This window comes from Pseudomonas sp. NBRC 111138, assembly GCF_001320835.1.
Classification (GTDB): domain Bacteria; phylum Pseudomonadota; class Gammaproteobacteria; order Pseudomonadales; family Pseudomonadaceae; genus Aquipseudomonas; species Aquipseudomonas paracarnis.
Window position 1 is genome coordinate 65,076 of the sequence record NZ_BCBO01000013.1, and the last position, 18,375, is coordinate 83,450.

General features: G+C 57.8%; 23 protein-coding genes. 2 read left to right on the top strand and 21 right to left on the bottom strand.

Features of this window, described 5'->3' with window-relative positions; translation table 11 throughout:
• The first annotated feature begins 55 nt into the window (after nucleotides 1-55).
• Nucleotides 56-736 carry an SOS response-associated peptidase family protein gene (locus APH41_RS02140; protein WP_054917158.1) on the top strand — a complete coding sequence of 227 codons (681 nt, stop codon included), beginning with the start codon at nucleotides 56-58 and terminating at the stop codon, nucleotides 734-736.
• Nucleotides 737-797: 61 nt separating this feature from the next.
• Entirely contained in the window at nucleotides 798-1,178 is a 381-nt protein-coding gene (locus APH41_RS02145; RefSeq protein ID WP_054917160.1) for a hypothetical protein, read from the top strand.
• Between the two features lie 2 nt (nucleotides 1,179-1,180).
• Here APH41_RS02145 and APH41_RS02150 read toward each other — a convergent pair whose 3' ends face one another.
• The 21 genes from APH41_RS02150 to APH41_RS02240 form a co-directional block, all read right to left on the bottom strand.
• The gene (locus APH41_RS02150; RefSeq protein ID WP_054917161.1) at nucleotides 1,181-1,714 is read right to left on the bottom strand and encodes a lysis system i-spanin subunit Rz; all 534 of its coding nucleotides are present in this window, start codon (nucleotides 1,712-1,714) and stop codon (nucleotides 1,181-1,183) included.
• Nucleotides 1,711-2,244, bottom strand: a complete 534-nt coding sequence (locus APH41_RS02155) for a glycoside hydrolase family 19 protein (protein WP_054917162.1) — start codon at nucleotides 2,242-2,244, stop codon at nucleotides 1,711-1,713. Before APH41_RS02155 ends, APH41_RS02150 begins: the two co-directional genes overlap by 4 nt.
• Nucleotides 2,245-2,300: 56 nt before the next feature.
• Complete coding sequence (locus tag APH41_RS02160) at nucleotides 2,301-2,852, bottom strand: tail fiber assembly protein (protein WP_054917164.1); 552 nt, start codon at nucleotides 2,850-2,852, stop codon at nucleotides 2,301-2,303.
• 2 nt (nucleotides 2,853-2,854) lie between these two features.
• Entirely contained in the window at nucleotides 2,855-3,595 is a 741-nt protein-coding gene (locus APH41_RS28985; protein ID WP_172415500.1) for a hypothetical protein, read from the bottom strand.
• 104 nt (nucleotides 3,596-3,699) lie between these two features.
• Nucleotides 3,700-4,347: a hypothetical protein gene (locus APH41_RS28690; protein ID WP_156359017.1), complete on the bottom strand. Its 648-nt coding sequence runs from the start codon at nucleotides 4,345-4,347 to the stop codon at nucleotides 3,700-3,702.
• A gap of 328 nt (nucleotides 4,348-4,675) precedes the next feature.
• Complete coding sequence (locus APH41_RS02170) at nucleotides 4,676-8,545, bottom strand: phage tail protein (RefSeq protein ID WP_054917165.1); 3,870 nt, start codon at nucleotides 8,543-8,545, stop codon at nucleotides 4,676-4,678.
• Nucleotides 8,546-8,604: 59 nt separating this feature from the next.
• The gene (locus APH41_RS02175; RefSeq protein ID WP_054917167.1) at nucleotides 8,605-9,216 is read right to left on the bottom strand and encodes a tail assembly protein; all 612 of its coding nucleotides are present in this window, start codon (nucleotides 9,214-9,216) and stop codon (nucleotides 8,605-8,607) included.
• Between the two features lie 58 nt (nucleotides 9,217-9,274).
• Nucleotides 9,275-9,625, bottom strand: a complete 351-nt coding sequence (locus APH41_RS27810; protein ID WP_082430405.1) for a hypothetical protein — start codon at nucleotides 9,623-9,625, stop codon at nucleotides 9,275-9,277.
• 32 nt (nucleotides 9,626-9,657) lie between these two features.
• Complete coding sequence (locus APH41_RS02180; RefSeq protein WP_054917168.1) at nucleotides 9,658-10,413, bottom strand: C40 family peptidase; 756 nt, start codon at nucleotides 10,411-10,413, stop codon at nucleotides 9,658-9,660.
• 2 nt (nucleotides 10,414-10,415) lie between these two features.
• Nucleotides 10,416-11,168: a phage minor tail protein L gene (locus tag APH41_RS02185; protein ID WP_054917170.1), complete on the bottom strand. Its 753-nt coding sequence runs from the start codon at nucleotides 11,166-11,168 to the stop codon at nucleotides 10,416-10,418.
• 9 nt (nucleotides 11,169-11,177) lie between these two features.
• Nucleotides 11,178-11,516, bottom strand: coding sequence for a phage tail protein (locus tag APH41_RS02190; RefSeq protein WP_054917172.1), 339 nt, complete (start codon nucleotides 11,514-11,516; stop codon nucleotides 11,178-11,180).
• 6 nt (nucleotides 11,517-11,522) lie between these two features.
• Nucleotides 11,523-14,231, bottom strand: coding sequence for a phage tail tape measure protein (locus APH41_RS02195; protein WP_054917173.1), 2,709 nt, complete (start codon nucleotides 14,229-14,231; stop codon nucleotides 11,523-11,525).
• Between the two features lie 25 nt (nucleotides 14,232-14,256).
• The gene (locus APH41_RS02200; RefSeq protein WP_054917174.1) at nucleotides 14,257-14,511 is read right to left on the bottom strand and encodes a hypothetical protein; all 255 of its coding nucleotides are present in this window, start codon (nucleotides 14,509-14,511) and stop codon (nucleotides 14,257-14,259) included.
• Between the two features lie 29 nt (nucleotides 14,512-14,540).
• Complete coding sequence (locus APH41_RS02205) at nucleotides 14,541-14,888, bottom strand: phage tail assembly chaperone family protein, TAC (protein ID WP_054917176.1); 348 nt, start codon at nucleotides 14,886-14,888, stop codon at nucleotides 14,541-14,543.
• 9 nt (nucleotides 14,889-14,897) lie between these two features.
• The gene (locus tag APH41_RS02210) at nucleotides 14,898-15,389 is read right to left on the bottom strand and encodes a phage tail tube protein (protein ID WP_034127816.1); all 492 of its coding nucleotides are present in this window, start codon (nucleotides 15,387-15,389) and stop codon (nucleotides 14,898-14,900) included.
• Between the two features lie 59 nt (nucleotides 15,390-15,448).
• Nucleotides 15,449-15,817, bottom strand: coding sequence for a DUF3168 domain-containing protein (locus APH41_RS02215; RefSeq protein WP_054917178.1), 369 nt, complete (start codon nucleotides 15,815-15,817; stop codon nucleotides 15,449-15,451).
• Nucleotides 15,814-16,305: an HK97-gp10 family putative phage morphogenesis protein gene (locus tag APH41_RS02220; RefSeq protein WP_054917179.1), complete on the bottom strand. Its 492-nt coding sequence runs from the start codon at nucleotides 16,303-16,305 to the stop codon at nucleotides 15,814-15,816. The genes APH41_RS02215 and APH41_RS02220 overlap by 4 nt, the downstream gene beginning before the upstream one ends.
• Before the next feature lie 2 nt (nucleotides 16,306-16,307).
• Entirely contained in the window at nucleotides 16,308-16,634 is a 327-nt protein-coding gene (locus APH41_RS02225; protein ID WP_054917181.1) for a phage head closure protein, read from the bottom strand.
• Complete coding sequence (locus tag APH41_RS02230) at nucleotides 16,631-16,948, bottom strand: head-tail connector protein (RefSeq protein WP_054917183.1); 318 nt, start codon at nucleotides 16,946-16,948, stop codon at nucleotides 16,631-16,633. Before APH41_RS02230 ends, APH41_RS02225 begins: the two co-directional genes overlap by 4 nt.
• Nucleotides 16,945-17,127: a hypothetical protein gene (locus APH41_RS02235; RefSeq protein ID WP_054917184.1), complete on the bottom strand. Its 183-nt coding sequence runs from the start codon at nucleotides 17,125-17,127 to the stop codon at nucleotides 16,945-16,947. The genes APH41_RS02230 and APH41_RS02235 overlap by 4 nt, the downstream gene beginning before the upstream one ends.
• Nucleotides 17,128-17,167: 40 nt before the next feature.
• Complete coding sequence (locus tag APH41_RS02240; RefSeq protein ID WP_054917185.1) at nucleotides 17,168-18,373, bottom strand: phage major capsid protein; 1,206 nt, start codon at nucleotides 18,371-18,373, stop codon at nucleotides 17,168-17,170.
• Between the last annotated feature and the right edge of the window lie 2 nt (nucleotides 18,374-18,375).

Below are 18,375 nucleotides of genomic sequence, written 5' to 3' on the forward strand. Positions count from 1 at the left end.
AGCCGGCTTGCGGTCAATTTTTCTGTAGGGGATTTCGACAGACGGAGAGGTGCCTATGTGCGGAAGGCTTTCGCAGTACCGGGGAATCCACGACTTCGTTGCAGCGCTGAGCATGCCCAATGCTCTGGCGAACTCTGTGGGCGATCAGCCGATTGAGCGGTACAACGTGGCGCCATCAACTACGGTTGCATTACTGCACCTGCAGGGAGACCTGCTACACGCCGATCCAGTTCGCTGGGGTTGGCGACCACACTGGGCAAAAGACCGTGCAGCGCCGATCAATGCTCGCGTGGAGAAAGTCGCCCACGGCCCGTTCTTCCGGGCGATCTGGCCGCACCGGGCGATCACGCCTATCGACAACTGGTTTGAGTGGGTGGATGAGGGCGGGCCCAAGAAACAGCCCTACCTCATCCGCCGGAGAGATGGTGCACCGATACTCTGCGCTGCCATTGGCCAACTGCCGGACGCTGATGAAGGCCCGGGCGAGCATGATGGCTTCGTTATCATCACCGCCGATAGCGCCGGGGGCATGGTGGACATTCACGACCGGCGGCCTGTGGCGCTGACGCCAGACCTGGCACGGGAATGGTTGGACCCGGCCACGCCCAAGGAGCGAGCCGAACAGATGGTTCTACATCAGGGCGAACCGTCCGAGGTGTTCGAGTGGTTCAAGGTCGACACGGCCGTGGGCAACGTACGGAACAAAGGGCCAAGGCTGGTAGAGCCACTAAATTGACACCACGCAAAATATCAACCATTCTTCGACTCAATACAATCAACGTCAAATTGGAGTACGCATGGCTAACATTCGTTTGTACGGCGTTAATGCTTCAGGCAATGCTGGAGATGGTATAAAAATTGCCGGAAATGCTGACGTATTGATTGATGGGCTAATAGCAAACAATAACGGTGGATCTGGCTTAAATATTATTTCAAAGGATAATCTATATCAAAAGCTTGGAATTCCAAATGATATAAACCCTGACATTCTTTCGAAAATTCTTGTTGAAATCTCCAAAAACCCCGCAGCTGAAACCGCTAAAAAGGTTGTCGAGTCCAGTGATCTTTATGCCTATATACTTCAAGCTGGGCTTGATATTACAACATTTACCGCAAATCTTGTAGCAATTGCTACAGGTGTTGACTTGAACGCAGTTCTTGCGTCTCTAAGATTCTAACCTCACCTGGCCTGTATGCTCTTTATATAGCTTTGGCACGCCCTCAATGCGATCAGTCCTTGGTCCCCATCATCGGTGATGGCGATAATTCGTTGAGCATGCGCTGGGTCAAGTTGGACTCGACGGGCTGCATGAACCACGCCGGCGGCGCCGGGGGCGGCAGGCACATTGCAGCTACTGGCTGTGTCCGTGGCGTCGAGAAGGACTGACAGCCGGACATCAGCAGTGGCAAGGCGATCGCGCAGAGCAGCTTGGTTACGTTGGGCATTGGATAGTTCCTGAGCGTGTTGTTGGTCCTGCACCGCAATCTTCTGCTCGGTGGCCAGACGTTTGTCCTGCTCGGCCTTCTGCTGCCGCCAGGCCTCGTTGGTGATGGCGTCGATCTGTCCCCGATGCGCGGCGTTCTGCGCGGACAGCTGTTCAGACAGTTGCTTGCCCAGGCGCCAGTCCTGAATCTGCCATGCGCCGGCGGCGGCACTGGCCATCAGGACCAAAATCAGCACGACCAGGCCGGCCAACTTCTGCACCGGCGTCACGCCAGCACCTTAAGCGCTTTGTCGTAGAGCTCCTGGCGGTCGGCCTGTCCGGTGAGTCCGCCATTGATGCGCCGGGTGATCTTCTCGAACTGCCCCTGATCCGCCAGCGTGTTCAGCTCCTTGGTCGACCAGAACCAAGCCGCTGACATGGCGGCGTGCTGGGGCAACTCAAGCAGTTCAGGCTTGTTGATAAGGTCAAGGCCCAGGGCCTCGCCGCACGCGTCATAATTGGCGCGCCCGGTGACCTGGATCAGGCCACGCCCGCGGTACTTGGAACCGTCCCCCTTCACGGTGTTGCCCAGATCGGCACGACCTTCGTACCCGGCCTGCTGCTTCGTTGGCCCCCAAATCTCACGCACATATCGCAACTGCCCCGACTCGTGCCCGACCTGGGCGATGAATGCGGCGATGCGCAGCGGGGTCACGATCGCGTGCCGGCCCATGGCTGCATTCAGCACAGGAGCAAAAACGCCAGCATTGCGGCCGGCGTTTGGGAGTATCTGCAGCAACTGCTGCTCGGTGATCGGCATGGCTTTCTCCAGAGGAAAAAAAACCGCACAAGGCGGCTGGTGGTCGGCTTCAGCAGTTACGCAGGAACATCAGGCCATTCGATCGTTTGAGGGTAATCCGCTTGGTCGGGAACGCGGCTGAGCGCCACGCGGTACTTCTTCCACGCCTTCAGTGCGGCCAGGTCGGCATCGGTCGCTTCGTCGACATCGACCGCGTCCTGAAGTGGTGCGATCGCGTAGTCGGCGGCTGCGCGCAAGCGATTGATTTCGGTCTGCGCCTCTGCCAAAGGGTCAGCAACCGGCGGCGGAACGACAATTGCCTCCAAGTCCGGCACCAGGATATGCAGCGTGATCATTGTTTTCAGGTCATACGGCTGGCCGTCCATCGTGACGGTTACGGTCAACAGCCCGTCGGAGAACGACGTATCAACGAGTGCCTGGTTTTCCGAAGGGTGCAGCGAGAAGCCCCAGCCCTGGTCCAAAGGTGGAAACGGAACCATGCCAAGCGCACCGGTCAAGCAGTACACACCCACGTCCTTACGGTAACTGCCCACGTCGATCCCGCCAAGCGAGGTCAGGTCGTACATCGCGCCAGTAGCGCCCACGATATTGATTGCTGCTCTTGCCATGATTAAATCGCCTTGAGGGTGCCGTCTTGGGCACGGGTGGTGTTTCCGTCGTGGTAAATCTTGCGCCATGGATCGCCCGCACCACTCGCGGCGACGGTCCGGAACATCAAGTTCATGCTGTTTCCCGTAACCACTTGTGCAACGAGATCCATAGCGCAGTTTTGGAAAGGGTACTGAGCGCGAATGCCCGCCCAGTAAGCGCCACCTGCTGGCACCAGCGTTGTGCTGTCCCCGTAGTTAATGAAGTGACTGCCTTGCTCGATAAATGCGGAATTACCCACCATGGGCGTTGGTGAGCTCACGTCCTGGATGTTCCCCGCAGCACTGCCAACTGCTTTGAGCGCGGCCGCCCCCAGCCCAAGATTTGCGCGCGCGGCAGGGGCCGAGGTTGCTCCGGTGCCACCATTTGCAACAGGGACAGTGGTCATGCTCGCCACCGGGCCAAGCCCAGAAAGCGTGGCCCCCCACTGCTGAACCATCAGATTGACCGCATCAGCCAAAGCTTTTGGATAGCCGTTAACTGGAACGATCCCGTAGGCAGCGCCTGCTGATGTGGCCCCCCGGTACGCCGGCGAGATCGACACAGAGGTATCGCTCGACGGGTTGATTACCTGATAGATGCCGTTGTCTGGACCGACAAACATGTCGCCAGACCGGCAATTAGAAAACTTCGTACCGACGCCAGTTACAACGGCATTTCCGTTAGTGACTGTTACAGTCCCTTCTGAGAACCAAGAAGCCATATTTTTCTCCATGCGTAAAAAGACCGCTCAATTGGCGGAATGTTACTCTTGACTAACGTTGAATAACTTAATGAAGATCAGCACCATTTTCAGCCCAAGAACCTTCAAACAGAAATAGTGCCGAATACAGCGGGTAGTAAGAAGTATATTGGGTTGGATACAGTAGTAACACTAAATCTTAAAAGTGAGGCCGTGAAATCATACCTTAGCCCGGTCCCCCGCGATTCATTGTTCCCACCCATCATTGGCATTCTGGCATTGTTTACCATCAAATAGTCACCAATCTCATAACTCATCGGAACAGAATACCAATTAGTCGGCAATCCCTGAGCGCTATAAGTTGTATGTGTGTAGGTCCAGTTTTGTACGGCTCTGGTAAACACAGCTGCCTGGGTTCCGGAATCAAAAATTTGCTTGCCTGTTGCATCCCAAATCCTCAAGCCATAGGACGCGCTGGGGACAGAGGAAAATGCGCCGATGAATATAGATCCAGAATGTGCCTGTCCTGATGTTATGGAGCAACCAGTCCAAGCACCAGCAGCCCCTTCTAGCAACACTCCAAGCTGGATGAGTGACCCATTGTTCTGCGGACGCACAAAAACAAGTGGCGGCTCTTGCGTGGTAACAACAGATGAAAATACGACAGAGGCACTAGTTGTATAAGAGCCCTTGTGAAATACACATAGCCTCGCATACTCTGAGTCTAGGGATATCGCACCCGTATCATTTAATACTTGCAGTCCGTAACTCATCAACCAAACCTTGCGACTATCAGTCGCATTGTTGCGCTTGAGAAAGAATCGGAAGGGCTACCTTTTAAGAAGTTTCTTGTATAAACCACATCCTGTGCCATCTCACACTCCAACTGCCTATTTGAAGTAACTTGCGACGTATCGTTATTAATCGGCAAAAAAAAGCAAATAGAGTTATTGGCATTACATCCTGGAACCGAAAATGTCCTAGTCCCACCCGGCCCCGACGCATATGAAACCAAGACGGATAAAACGATCCTGTAAGTCGATATACTGGTATCAAATTCCAAAGTTCTATTAGATGACCACATCCTTAGACCGAAACTCATTAGGAAAGCCTCCCCGCCATAAGCCTGAGTACCTCATTCAAATCGAACACCGCGAGACCATCGTTGTTAAGGACGGAAGACCCGCCCACTCCAGGACTGCGAACAGTGAACGTACCTGCTGGTATGTTGATTTCCAGCAATGGCCGGCCCTTCGAATCAACCGTAGGCGACCGCAGAGTCATGCCCAAGATGATCTCCTGAACAAACGCCTTGCTGATGATTGCCGTATTGAAAACAGCCTGGCCATTCTCAATGACAAACATCGGAATTACCTTTCCGTCGATTTCATTAACCACAGCCATACGCTGGGCCATGATCAGGAACTCGGACTGCTCGCCGTTCGAACCAAACGCAAACCCCGTGGCGACCTTTCGGCCATCCACTACTGTTTGAGCTTTCATGGTGACTTGAGACAACACCTTCCCGTTGAGCTGAACCACGGTTTCACTGACCGTTTGGACAGAGGCACTTGTCTGTCCAATGCTGGATTGCAGCGTTTCCGATACCTTGGCCTGGGCCTCGATTTCAGATGCGCGCACCTTCTTCTCCGTGCTGATGGCTGCGGTGGACTCCCATGCCTTGATCGCCCCTGCCAGATCACCAGAGCCATCGTCCCCACGAACCGAAGCCCGCAGCGCCTCGTTGCTCGATGCCTGGGATGTGATCTTCCCGTCAAGGTTGGTGACTTTCGTGTCGAGGCTGGTGAGCGCCTGGGCAGTGCCGTTAGCCTTTTGATCGACCGCAGACAGATCGCTATTCAGTTTGGTGATCTGCGCCGCAGACGTCTCGCGGTTCGATGCAACAACCTGCTCCAGTACAGTCAGCGACGACTTGTTGTCGCCTACCTGGGCCCCTAGGGTGAGCAGCTGCTGAGCCATCGCATCGTTTTCGCTGGCTCGGGTTTTACGCTCTACTGCAAGATCAGCCGTAGACGTCCATCCTTTGATTGCGTCGGCCAAATCGCCGGCGCCGTCATCACCACGGGCAGCTGAGCGCAACGCCTCAACTGAGGTGGCGGTGGCCAACACCTTGCCGTCGATTTCCTCGATCTTGGTTTCGATGATCTGGACCTGGGATGCCAGTGCATCAGTCGTTTCAAGAATGGTGCCGATATCGACCCAGTACGTAACGTCGGGAGGCGTTGCGCCCACAGGCACAGGGCCTTTCGCTTGGTAGAGTCGCTGATCAAGCCGCACGATGTCGCCCTTCAGATAGGGCTTTGCCGGGTCGTAAGCGAGAGCATCGCTTACCTGCTTGATCAGATCCTCCAGCTCCTGCTTGGCTTCCTCGAGGCGCTCATTTACTGAGCCTGGGCCGTCGCCGGTGATCAGCTCTATCTCCTCGCGCAGGCTCTGGTACAGGGCGCCCTTGCCGATCTTCTCGGCGTAGTACGCCTCATAGTCGCTCTGCTTGCTGCTGGCCTGACCGTTGACGGCGCCTGGCAAAGGGAAGAACGGGCCGACGTTTCCAGTCCGGTCAACCAGGCGCGCCCAGAAGAACAGACTCGCCCCGGCCAACAGGCTGTGCATCTCATGCGAGGCCTGCGGGTAGCTGAAGTCGCTCAGCTTTACCGCCGTCGTCAAGTCGGGCGACTCGCTGTACCAGAGTTCCGTCCGTTGGGTGTCCTCCGCACCTGGTGGGAATCCCCACTGGATGCCGATGCCATAGATCAGGCTGGTGGTGGTCAGGAACGACACCGCCGGCGGCAGGCCTGTCTTGCCTTCCAGGTTGGTCAGGCTGGAGTTTTTCCAAATCGACGAGATTTCAAACGCGCTCACGGCGCGCACTCGGGCCAGGTAGGCGCCCGAGTAGATGCCGGTGACATCAACGCTCGTCGAGCCGGTACGCTGCACCTTGATCCAGTTGCCGCTGTCCTTGCGCCACTCCACGTCATAGGCAACGGCGCCAGCAACAGCTGGCCACGAGATGTTCATGGTGCTGATGGCGATACCCTGGTTCACCGCATAGCTCGACGTCAGTGTGACGCTGGCCGGCGGCGGTACCACGGTGATCGGGATAACACTGATCGGCCGCTCTTCCAGGCGCGCGCCTGTGTCGATGTGCGCGAACTTACTCGGGTCGTACTGAACGGCCGATATCTCGAACACACCAGGCTCTGGCCGGGCCACGCTGACCACCCGGTAAAGCGGGACTGCCAAGTCGTCAGCATCGAGCGCCCACACCAATTCCGGCTCAGGTGTCACGGAGTAAGCCACGGTGACCGTAACCTGCCGCCCGCTGACCAACTGCACAGTGCGCGCCTCGCACTTGCCGTCAGGCAGGTTGAGGATCAGTCGGTCGCCTGGCTTGGCCTGGGTGTCGCGGTCCAGCTTGATGACCTTGCCGTTTACCGCTGAGATACGCCCGCCGATGGCACGCCCGGCGAGCAGTTCGTCAGCAATCGGGATCACGTAGCCAGGCAGCGGGATACGGCCATCCAAGCCAACCTTGAACGTTACGGCCCGATCCTTGGAGTTGGTCAGCAACGCCCACTTGCCGCGGCGCTGGGCCTCCGATTCGCGGGTGCAGCCGATAGCGCTGATCTCAAGCGGGTTATCGCCGTAGCGCCGCTGCAGCTTCTGGTCGGTCACCGCGGTGACATCGGTGTCGTAGTTGTTCAGCGGGTTGTCGTAGCTGACCAGCGCTCTGGTGTAGCGTGTGCGCTCCGATGCGCTGGAGTAGGTGAACTTGCCGTCGATGACGTTTGCCCGGGTGTAGGCAAAGTCGAAGTCCGTTGCGCGCGGCATATCCGAGAGAGTGAACACCTGGCCCTGGGCCCAGTAGGTCATGCCTCGGTAGATCGCCGAGATGTCGCGCAGCAGTGACCAGGCATCGGCTTTGCTCTGCAGGTTCAAGTTGCAGATGAAGCGCGGCTCCTGGCCACCCTTACCGTCCGGCACCAGTTGGTCGCAGTATTGCGAGATTCGGTACAGCTCCCACTTGTCCACCATCCACGGCTTAATGCGACGGCCCAGGCCGAAGCGGTCAGCAGTGGTGATGCCGTAAGTAGCCCAGGTAGGATTGTTGGTGTAAGCCTCCTTCAACGTTCCATCCCAGACACCACTATATGTGCGCGAGACCGGGTCGTAGTTGCTCGGGACCTGCCACTTGCGAGCCTTACAACCGACGGTTACCGCCGGAATGCTGCGAAACTGCTCGGCGGAAAACTCGATGTATAGGAGCGCGGTGTTTGGATAGCGGATCTTTGCGTCAATCACCTCGGTGAAACCGGCGATCTGCATGATGTCCGAAAACTTGCCCGGACTATTTTGGTTTACCGTCAACCGTGTTATGCGCATCAGCCAGCCGGTGGTGGAGTTCGGCAAGTCAATTCGACGGGTACGCTCGTATAGGGTTGTGGTCTTCCCATCTACCGCCTCGTTCAAGACCTCCTGGTAAACCCCGCCATCGGTTGCCAACTCGACTTTGTACTGAATGCGATAGCCGTTGATGTTGTTATTTGCATCGACGGACTGAAGCGCCGGCCAGGCAAACCGCACGCGCACAGCGGAAAGCTGGGTGTTGCTGATCGCCCTAATCCACGGGGTTCCGCTGCGCAGTTCGGTGTTGATAGTGGTCTCGTTCTCGACCGATGGAATGCCCTGGATATAGGTCTGGTCCACGGCCCCGATGCGCCACTCCCACTTGACGTTCGGGAAGTTCATGTTTCCCTGTGGGTCTTGCAGCGGAGTGTTGTCGAGGTAGATGTCCCTGGCGGTTGGTGTGCCTTCGAATTCACCCTCGCCCACGGCGATGAGCATTTTTGCAATGGCAACCGAGCGCAGACTGTCAGGGGCTTCCGTTGGCGTTTTAGGCTTCTCTTCGCCGCCCTTGGCGCCGTGGATGTCGATCTTGCTGTCGTCGCCCATCTTTTTCTCCAGGCAATAAAAAACCGCCTCGTGGGCGGCTGCAGTGCTGTTGGTTGCGGCTACATCTGATCTTCGGCGTATATGGCGGCACTGATGATCGCCCCGCCCCAGCGGCGCTCGCCGATGCAAAGCGGTACCGGGTTGCCCGAGGCCGTGGTGTTCTTGGCGCTGCCGAAGGCGTAGCCGGGCGTGTTCTCGGGCGCGGCGCTTGTCTTGAGTCCGCCAGCCTGGGGGCTGAGCATTTGAATCACGCCGCCCAAAACCATTGAGCCGCCCATCATTATCAGGGCCGAGCCGAAAGGGGCCATGGTGCCAAAGCTACCACCTGTGATCACCAGCCCCACAACAATAAGTACGGCTCCAATTATTGTTTGTAGAGCCCCGCCACGCTTGCTACCAGTGATCACCGGAGCAATACGGATGTCCCCCTTGCCAGTGAATCCAAGCTCTTTTTCTCCGACGTTTTGAGCCCCACGGAAAACCGCAAACTCGATACCTCGCGACTTTGCATTAGACAAAAACCGTTCAAAGCCTGGGATTTGAACGCAAAGCGCCTTGATTGCTTCGGCCGGTGACCGTACCGAAAGACGGAACGACCTTCCAAATTGGCGCAATTGGCCGTATAGGAGAACCGTCGTCATGGGCTGATAGTTGATTACCAGTGCCGCCATAAAAATCTCCAGACAATAAAAAGGCCCACCGAAGTGAGCCAAGGAAATAAGTCTGTGCCTACAGACAGCCCTGAAGAGCTCCCAATCTCTTATTTGCAATCCAATTGGGTAGCACTACGTAATATTTTGAGACCGAGCCAGCCCCTTCAGGCTGAACATCTACGAAATAAGCTGAGGCCTCTGTGAACACGGTGTATCCGTTTGGTCTTCCAGCTTGAAGAGTTGCACCCGGCGTTCCGCCGAAGATTGGCTGATTCTGCCATTCGTATTGGACACATTCTGCGACGTTTTTATCTGACTTTTTTGAATGCAAAACCTTGTAAGGGCCATCCAGTCGCGCTTCGTTCATTGTCGGCGGCATACACCCCGCCAGCATCGCCACCGCCGCCGCCGCTATCAAAATCCGCATGATCGATCCTCATCCTGAAAGTGCCGACTGTATCACCCTGCATCACGGTGGCGAAGAATCAGGCGTGTCCGGTCATGCCATGGACCGCCGTAGACGATGATCTCGGACGGCCTACCGTATAGGTGATGCAGCAGGAACGGGCCGGGGCCGAAGGTAGCGGAATCCTCACCAGGCAGCGCCGGATCAGTGCCCAGATATATGCCTGCGTGGTTCGGGTGCACCGTCCGGCCAACCTGCATAACGATCATGTCGCCGCGCTGAGGGCTGTCTACGCGCACAAAGCCGGCAGCCTCGTAATGCTGTTCGTAGAGACTTGGGTTTTCCGCCCTCTCCCACCAGCCATCGGCGCGCTGGAAGGCTTCGAATTCCAATCCCCACTCGCGCTGATACCAGTCGGCGCAGACCTGCCAGCAGTCCCAGGCGCCGTGTACGAACGGGCGCTTGAGCAGCGGCGTACTGCCGTTCGGCGTGATCGTCCTGAGGTCTCCTTCGGGCCAGGAGAGAATGTGCCAGGGCAGCGCCGTGGCCTCGCACATGGCCAGGTCGTGCGGTGACGGCCGGCTGGTGGCGTCCGGGTGGGAGTGGACGATGCCGATCACCTCTCCCAGGTCCTCCGCTGCGGCGTAGTCTTCTGGATCAAGCCGGAACTCTTCCTTCGGATCCGTGGCGATGTTCCTGCACGGGAAGTACTTCTGCGCGCGGCCGACGCCCAGCAACAGGCCGCAGCATTCACGCGGATACTCGGCTGCCGCATGCGCCTGGACCGCCGCAACAATATGCTTGCGCATGGTCAGCTCCGGGCAATCAGGGAAACGGCGGGGAATCCGCCGAAAGAAAGTTCGTTGTTCTCGCCGAAGCGCAGCTTGCAGGACGATAGGCAGCCCTTGCATTGGTCCCGGGCGGGATCGGTCGTTGGGTTGTCCTCGTCGTCAAACATCGCTGGGCCGGTATAGCCGCAGTCCGGCCCGCGGTAACCGTTGGTCATGGCCCAGTGGCAGAAGGTCGTCATCTGTCGCCCAGGCAGCCCGTGGTTATCGATCTCGCCCGGCGAGGACAACTCCCAGACCACCGCCTCGCCGTCTTCGCTGGTTTTCTGGTCGATGTACCAGATCTCCAGCGCCTCCTGGGTAGGGTCGGCCGTTGGGTTACCTTCTGGAAAATTCACCGCATCCAGGTACTGGGCCAGCGTCTCGCGAACGGTCAGCTTGAACTTGAGCATGTCCTCGAATGCCAGGCACAGCGCTGTGACACGGCCATTGATGTTGCCGGCGGCGAACGTTGGCCTGGTAGCCGATCCATCGCTGTTAGAGCCAATACCTTCAACCTGCACAGGCCAGGCGGCGTACTCGGCACCCTGCCACCAGATCGACTTGGCTGGGAGCTCCTCTTCCACCCCCTCATAAGCCAGAAGCTCATCCGGCGTGTGCGGTATGGCGTGCCCGTGAAAGCGCAGATAATCGGCGCCGTATTCAGTCCCGTCGATTTCGAACAGGCGAATCTCGCCGCCGGGCTCCAGTTTTTGGATGTCCGCGATCAGTGCCATATATAACCTTTAGGGTTGGAAGTTTTGTTCGAAGGTTGCGGTGAGCGTGTAGTTTTCCGCGCCGTGGGGTGTGAGCTGATATCCATCACATTTGTACAGCCCCAGCTCACCAAGCGGCGGCGTCCACAAAAAGCCCCTGGCGCCCTTATGGGCGTCGATGAAGTCCATTATCTGCTTGGTGCGAATGCCATCACCGAGAAACGTGAGCGGCCAGGACTGCGATTTGTTGTTGATGCCATCGCTTACCGATTGCGCGTAACCATCGCCAAAGCCTTTGGTGCGGACCCGGAATTTTGCCTGGCCCTGCGGGTCAGTCCTCGGGCACCAGGTGAACCTTTCAAGCGCCATAGTTGATTACCCACTGATTGCTCTTTTAATGCTGCCGCCCTGCCCCAGGTCCTTGCGAATCAGCTGACGGTAACGCTGGTCAACAAAATCACCGAGATCCTTCCCGAACTGCTGATATGCGAGGTCATCCGCTGTAGCGCTGGTAGTCCCATCACTTGCGACAGTCACGGTCACATTTATCTGGGCAGGAGCGCCCATAGCGCCAGAGCCGCCACCAACAGCCCTCACACCAAGAGCACCACTCGCTGTTCTGGTCAGCGGCATGATTGCCTCTGGCCCAGCCTCCCCCATCAATCCCATGCCCCCGGCCATCCCAAACGCCGTTGGCTTGCTGACGATAGAGTTTGTGAATGCGCCACCATCGGCGAACATCTGCACGCCGCCCGACCATGCGCCGCCCTTGGCTTGTGGGAAGTAGCTTCCGGAGTAACCCCCAGCAGACGCCCCCAAGTTGGACGAAGTGGCACCAGCAGACCCGGCCGCAAGCCCATTGCCGCCAGCTGCACCACCACCGAAGTAACTGGCCGCAGCACCGACCAAGCTGCCCAGCAGAGCCGAACTTGCCTGGCGGGCAGCGATGCGCGCCATATCGGCCAGAATGGATTTGGTGAAGTCGGCAAACGACGCCTTACCGGTGATGGCAAAGTTCACCAGCGAATCTTCCATGGAGCTGAAAGCGTTGCTGAACATGCTTTTCGTCTGGCCGGCGACGTCTTTGGCGCTATCCAAATAGTCCTGCCAGGCGCTCTTCGCGCCGTTTGACCAGTCGCTTTGCGCAGAGTCCATCTGCGCCCATCCCTCCTGCATCGCAGCCACTTGCTTCGGCAGGTACGCATTTGTCAGGTCAATCTGGTCTTGAAGGGCTTTGCGCTGAGTGTCAGTTGTAGCTGTTGCAAGCTCGGTCCGAAGGGAAAGAACTTTATCGTTGGTCTGACGCTCAAGCTCCAGGCGCTCGAGATAGCGATCGGACTCCTTGCTGCCCATGGCGACGGCCGCAGCCTGTGCCGCATACTGCTCGCGCTGATTGTTGAGCTGCCGCTCCAGGTCAGCCTGGAACTGCATCGCCTGGGAAAGACCGGTGGCGGCGTTAACCGCCTCGTTGAACTGGCTCGCCAACCAAGCGGTGGCTTTACCGTACTGCTCTTTGGAGATTTTTCCGTTTTTCTCCAACAGTGCGATCTGTCCGGTCTGCTTGCTGAATTCGTGCGCCGCAGCATTTACCGGATCATAGGTCTGACGGAGTTGATCAAAAGCTGTGGCGGCCTCTTTGAGCTGGGCCTTGAGTTTGCTCTGGGCCTCCGTGGCGGCTTTGGTGGTGCCGTTGAGTTGAGCTACCTGCTTATCAATCGCCTCAATTGCTCGCCTGTAGCGGTCAGCGTTTGCAGGATCTTTGGCCATTGCTGCAACGAGCTCGGCACGGTCCTCCTGCAATTTGTTCAGGCGATCATATGAGTCGAGCAGTTTCAGTGATGCCGCGGTGGTTCCAGTAAATGCTGCGGCGACCTTTTGCTCTTGCTGCTCAACCTGCTTATTTCCCTCAACCAGTTTCTGATCGCCCCAGCCGCGCAGATCGCTATAGGCCTTGTAACTCGCTAGACGCTCATCCGATGCTTTCTTGGCGGCCCCCAGGTCCTGCCCGAACAGGTCCCCAACGAATAGCGTTGGGTTGGTGGCGAACTTGTTGAGCGCGCCCTGCGACTTGTTATAAGCATCCAGTGACCGGTTGGTGGCCTCCTCGTCGGAGACGCCGGCCAGATGTCGTGTTTTCCGGTCCGTTGAGAAAAAGGACGTGACCTGCTTCAGGTCATTGGCCATTGCGCGCAAGTCGTTGGGCAGTTGTGCCAGGCCGCTTGCGGCGGCGCCGGTCAACTTCACAACCAGCGCGGCCAAGTCTGCCATGCCCTGCTGGAACGCTGGATCCTTAACGATATCGCGCAAGCCATCGAGCGAGTTTTGCAGGGGGCCCATATCAACGTTTGCTAGCCCGGACACGAACTCGTTGCGCAACCCTTCGACCTGGAACTGCAGGTCTTGGATGATTTCGTTTGCGCGCACCAGGTTCGCGATCTGCGCAGGATCCATTGCGATCCCAAAGTCCTTTGCCTGGGCCAGGTACTTGCGCAGACTCTCGCCCCCTTTATCGAGCAGGGGCAGCATCCGCGAAAGATCGTTGCCAAGGCTCTCGAGGATGTTGATTTTCTCGGACTGCGTTGAGACCTTTTTAAGGCCGTCAGCGATTGCCAGTAGCTGCTTGTCGGGCGCCATTCGCGCCAGCTCTTCGGCTGACAACCCCAGCTTTTTGAGACCTTCTATGGCCTCCCCGCCGCCGGTGATAACTGCGTCGCCGATTTTGTCGCCGATATCCTTGAAGATGTCGGCCATCTTGTCGCCGCTGAGTCCGGCGCGCTCGGCGGCATATTGCCACTGCTGCAAGACAGTGGTCCCGATACCCAGGGATTTGGCCCACCGGTCGGTCTCGGTGGTCGCCGCCGCAGTGTTTTTAAGCATCACCAGCGAGGCGGTACCCACACCCAGGGTGGCGGTCACCACGGTTGCAAGTGCGCCGCCGATCTTCTTGCCGGCGGCCTCGGCACGGGCCTCCATCTCCTTCATGCGCTTTTCGGTGAGGCGGCCGGCTTTATCCATGCCTTGCTCGAAACCACCGATGCGCGCAATCAGGTCCAGCGTCAGCGTGCCGAGTGAACGAGTAGCCATGGGCTATTTCCTGTGGATGCGCAGGTCATGCCCATTCGGCCATTGCCGTCTCGAGCGATACCCCTGCTTTTTCTTGGTGAGGCATGAAGTCGATCAACTCTGCGGTGCCGCCGCCCAGCCGATTCACCTGCAGCGCAATGATCGCGCCCATCTGCTCGGATCGATTCGCCAAGTTGAAGGAACCATGTTTGTTTCTGTATGCAGCCCAGGCCATGGCCTCGGGATAACTGATATTGGCCTTGGCCTCTGCCACTGTTCGCCCGCCGACTCCGTTCAGCACCAGCTCATGCCAGAACTCATCGGCGGCTGTTAGTTTTTTGTGCGGTCGGCCCCGGTGTTATTGACCTCATGCACGGCGGCAAGAATGGCCCAGCCAAGACCAGGGTTCAGGCGGTAGGCATCCTCGTAGGAAATTGCCTCTTCGCCGTTTTCGCCGAGCGTCACGCAAGTCGAGATGTACTTTGCATTGCGGCTCTGCTCTGAATCGCTGGCAGAGAAGAGCTTTTCGATCATGCCGAATGACTGCGGCATTACGAAAATCGAGAACTTGTCAGTGACAGGTTTGCCCTTGGTGTCCTCGTGTTTCCACACAACCGCTTTTTTTACCATGGCGCCGCCGACGAGACCGCCGGCAGCTTTCAGTTCAGTCAGGTTCATGTTTCGCCCTTATGTGGTTTTCTTGATCCAGGCGGAACCGCCCGAACGCTGAATGGTTGCAGTGGTGGTCACGACGGTGTTTGCAGCGAACGAGAACGGGAAGTCCGACACGTAACCTTCAAACACGAACCAGGTCCGCGTGGCCGGCAGTTCGAAATCATCGCCGTCAGTTTCAAGCGTTGGCAGCGCCGTACCATCAGACCAGCCCACCGCCCACTTGATACTGGTATCGCCGTCAGCCTCGGAAAGCTGATGCAGGCGAATATGGCTAGCGTTGTTGGGATCAGCATTCAAGCCCAGGGAAGCCTGGCCAGGGGTGCGCAAGCCCTTCTTGTAGCTGCGCTCCTTGGCGCTCAGGCACGTATCTTCAATCTGGTCAGCCGGCGCACCGCCTGGGTCAAAGCTGGTGGCACACTCCACCTCCATGACGGTATAGGGGCCAGTGCCGGAAAGCGGTGGAACGAGGGCAAAGACCTGCGTGCCCTGGGTGAGAATGGACATAGGTGTCTCCTGCGGACAAAAAAATACCCGCTCATGGCGGGCTTGGGTTTGGGGCTTGGTTATCGGCGGACAATCCAGTCCACGCTGAAGCTATAGCGGTATCGGCCTGTTTCGGTGTCCCGGTTCTCGCCGTTGTAGCCAACCACCGAGGCGGACAGCTCGACGGCGTACTCCAAAGCCTGCCCAGCGGCCCGTGCCTCAGCAGCTGTGGCGGCGTAGACATCGATCTGCAGGGTATGACTCTCGACGTCTGGCCGGCCTGCCAGGTAGTTATCGGGCGACCCGTCAATGATCTGCCAGACGCAGTACGTGCCCGCTGGATTATCCGGGGCCATGCCGAACAGATAGAGCCGGGTCGGGTTGGTGCCCAGCAGCGCTGTAACGGCTGGGTCGGCGGCGGCAACCTGAAAAATTGGCGGATACTTCATTGAGCGGCCTTCTTCGCTGCGCGCTTGATAGCGCGGTCGATTGCTTTCTCGTACTCAGTGACGAATGCGTCAGTTGCAGCGCTGATGTTGTCAGCGAGGGCCTTTCGCATGAACGGGGTGGCCTGCATTTTCTCGGTGCCGAACTCCAGAAGCCTCCAGTGGGGGGTTGGCCCATTGGCTGATAAATCAGGAGTGGCCCCTTTCTTGGGAAGCACAGCGCCATGCAGTACGCCCACTCGAAAGGCCAGATCGCCGGTCTGCTTGAACAGCCGCCCATTCCACCGAAGCGCGATGTTCTTGGCGATAGACCTGCCCGTTGCCGTGTCGTCCAGCTTTTCGGCGCCCTCCTTTGCCTTGTTGGCCACCAGTTGAGCAGCTTTGCGCAACGCCGAGCGCCCACCTTTGCGCTTGAGGTCGTATGTCACTGCCTCAAGCTTGCCGAGCAATGAATCTAAACCGGTGATGCTGAACTCCATGCCATCAGCCATCCTTAGCCCTCCCTTGAAACCAGAATGGTCAGGTACTCAATCCCAGACTTTGGATCTTCCAGCGGTCGGCCTTCGATGCTGTAAAACTCGCCGCGGTGCACGATTCGCATGGTCGAGTCGATACCTGCGCGGTAACGAATGACGACGCGAGCTGTCAGCTTTGACTGGATAGCAGCTGCGGCAATGAGGTCGCGAGCAGATAACGGACTGACACTGGCCCAGACCTTCGATACATCAACCCATGAGGGGGTCATTTCCCCCGTAGCCTGATCTTGCACGTACTCGGGGCGCTGGATGGTAATTCGATGACGAAGATCGCCGGCTCTCATATATTCACCCAGCGGTGAGGCTTCCAAAGAGCACTGGTTGCCATAGGCAGTTCAACCGCTACGCCACCGATCACCACCGACTCCTTGTCGCTGTACCAGTGACCGATCAGCATCAGCGCGCCCTGCTTGATCGCTTTAGTCATCAATAGCGCGTTGCCGACTGGATCAGGCAAAGTTCCTTCTGGATCGACCAAGGTGCGATTGGTCCAGGTCTCAAACGCACTGAGAGCTGCATCCCTGTAGCCCTCAATTAGCGCATCCTCATCGTCATGGTCGACCCGTAAGTGAGCCTTGACGATGGGCAGATCAATCATGGCTTGCTCCGTGGCTTGCGCTCGGCCTTCGGTTCACCTGCAAGCGTGGCGTACTCCAGATGCTCCACAGCAACGATGGCGCATCGCTCAGAGACCTCCTGCTCGCCCACCTCTATCTGGATCACATGATTACCGTCGACCGCGAACGGGAACGGCTTGGTAACAATGATTGTTGGCATAAATCCTCCGCAGGATGGGCGCCCGAAGGCGCCCTCCCAATTAGGCTGCGGCACTCAGGGTGAGAATCTTCACGGCCTGGGAGTCGACCAGCATGCCGCCGACGCGCTTGGTGGTGTAGAAGCCAACAAACGGCTTGTTGGTGTAGGGGTCGCGCAGCACGCGGGTGCCGATACGGTCGACAACGGTGTAAGCGCGCTTGAAGTCGCCGAATGCAATGGCATTGGCATCGGCGGCGACATCCGGCATGTCTTCGTTTTCGGTGATGCCGTAGCCCAGAAGGACCGACGGCGCGCCCGCTTCCAGGCCTGGGCGCCACAGGTAGTTGCCCTCGCTGTCCTTCAGCTTGCGGACATAAGCAACGGTCAGGTTGCCCATCATCCAGGTGCCGTTAGCGCGGTAGCCTGCCTTGAGGGCGTGAATCAGGTTGATCAGGCTGTCGCCAGTGATCGCGCCGGCGGTGCCAGAGACGAGCTTTTGCAGAACACCGAACGCACGCTCATCGTCGGCCTTCAAATCCAGGCCGTAAGCCAGCAGGCCTTTGGGCTTGTTAACGCCATCACCCACCAGGAAGGCATTCCCTTCTTTCTCGGCGAAGTCGCGGGCAACCTCGCCATTCAACCAGCCCTCAGCATCGAAGAAGATGTCGTCAAGGCTGGTCTGAGTGGCTTGTGGGTTGGCGTACAGCTCACCCATAAACGCAGAGATGTTGCCGAGCTTTGGAGTGTTGGTCGCAGGACGCGGATCGGTTTCACCTACCCAGCCCGCGCCGTTGCCGCCCAGGTTCACCAGGCGCTTGTAGTCTGGGCTACCAACGGTGATCTGATTGCAGACCTGACGCATAGGCGATGTATCGCGCAGCAGTTCGATGATGCTGCGGTCCAGCTCTTCGGGAACCGCAAAACCGCCATCTGCATCAACGCCGACCTGCAATGCCTTGGCCTGCAGTTCGCCCAGGCCGGTCTCGACACCCTTGCGCACGAACTGCATGAATGCGGCCTTGTGCTCACTGGCGGCCTTGGTGCCGGTGCCGTCTGGGCGTTTGAGGGACAACAGCTCTTTTTCCAGATTGCTTTTCAGCTCATCCAACTCGCTCAACTTCTCGTTGAGGGTATCGACCTGGCCGGACAGCTTGCCTTTTTCTTCTTCTAGGCCATCAATGCGCTTGTCATTGGTCTTTTTGAATTCGTCGAACTTCTTGCCCAGGGCTTCGGCGACGTCATCGATATCTTTCTTTTCAACAGCCATGA

Bases quoted from the DNA above. Each gene is read 5' to 3' on its own strand.
- APH41_RS02205 (WP_054917176.1), bottom strand. From the start codon at position 14,888: ATGAACCTGACTGAACTGAAAGCTGCCGGCGGTCTCGTCGGCGGCGCC.
- APH41_RS02240 (WP_054917185.1), bottom strand. From the start codon at position 18,373: ATGGCTGTTGAAAAGAAAGATATCGATGACGTCGCCGAAGCCCTGGGC.
- APH41_RS02230 (WP_054917183.1), bottom strand. From the start codon at position 16,948: ATGATTGATCTGCCCATCGTCAAGGCTCACTTACGGGTCGACCATGAC.
- APH41_RS28690 (WP_156359017.1), bottom strand. From the start codon at position 4,347: ATGAGTTACGGACTGCAAGTATTAAATGATACGGGTGCGATATCCCTA.
- APH41_RS02170 (WP_054917165.1), bottom strand. From the start codon at position 8,545: ATGGGCGACGACAGCAAGATCGACATCCACGGCGCCAAGGGCGGCGAA.
- APH41_RS02155 (WP_054917162.1), bottom strand. From the start codon at position 2,244: ATGCCGATCACCGAGCAGCAGTTGCTGCAGATACTCCCAAACGCCGGC.
- APH41_RS02190 (WP_054917172.1), bottom strand. From the start codon at position 11,516: ATGGCGCTTGAAAGGTTCACCTGGTGCCCGAGGACTGACCCGCAGGGC.
- APH41_RS27810 (WP_082430405.1), bottom strand. From the start codon at position 9,625: ATGCGGATTTTGATAGCGGCGGCGGCGGTGGCGATGCTGGCGGGGTGT.
- APH41_RS02175 (WP_054917167.1), bottom strand. From the start codon at position 9,216: ATGGCGGCACTGGTAATCAACTATCAGCCCATGACGACGGTTCTCCTA.
- APH41_RS02215 (WP_054917178.1), bottom strand. From the start codon at position 15,817: ATGAAGTATCCGCCAATTTTTCAGGTTGCCGCCGCCGACCCAGCCGTT.
- APH41_RS02210 (WP_034127816.1), bottom strand. From the start codon at position 15,389: ATGTCCATTCTCACCCAGGGCACGCAGGTCTTTGCCCTCGTTCCACCG.
- APH41_RS02140 (WP_054917158.1), top strand. From the start codon at position 56: ATGTGCGGAAGGCTTTCGCAGTACCGGGGAATCCACGACTTCGTTGCA.
- APH41_RS02225 (WP_054917181.1), bottom strand. From the start codon at position 16,634: ATGAGAGCCGGCGATCTTCGTCATCGAATTACCATCCAGCGCCCCGAG.
- APH41_RS02195 (WP_054917173.1), bottom strand. From the start codon at position 14,231: ATGGCTACTCGTTCACTCGGCACGCTGACGCTGGACCTGATTGCGCGC.
- APH41_RS02180 (WP_054917168.1), bottom strand. From the start codon at position 10,413: ATGCGCAAGCATATTGTTGCGGCGGTCCAGGCGCATGCGGCAGCCGAG.
- APH41_RS02160 (WP_054917164.1), bottom strand. From the start codon at position 2,852: ATGGCAAGAGCAGCAATCAATATCGTGGGCGCTACTGGCGCGATGTAC.
- APH41_RS02145 (WP_054917160.1), top strand. From the start codon at position 798: ATGGCTAACATTCGTTTGTACGGCGTTAATGCTTCAGGCAATGCTGGA.
- APH41_RS28985 (WP_172415500.1), bottom strand. From the start codon at position 3,595: ATGGCTTCTTGGTTCTCAGAAGGGACTGTAACAGTCACTAACGGAAAT.
- APH41_RS02220 (WP_054917179.1), bottom strand. From the start codon at position 16,305: ATGGCTGATGGCATGGAGTTCAGCATCACCGGTTTAGATTCATTGCTC.
- APH41_RS02185 (WP_054917170.1), bottom strand. From the start codon at position 11,168: ATGGCACTGATCGCGGACATCCAAAAACTGGAGCCCGGCGGCGAGATT.
- APH41_RS02235 (WP_054917184.1), bottom strand. From the start codon at position 17,127: ATGCCAACAATCATTGTTACCAAGCCGTTCCCGTTCGCGGTCGACGGT.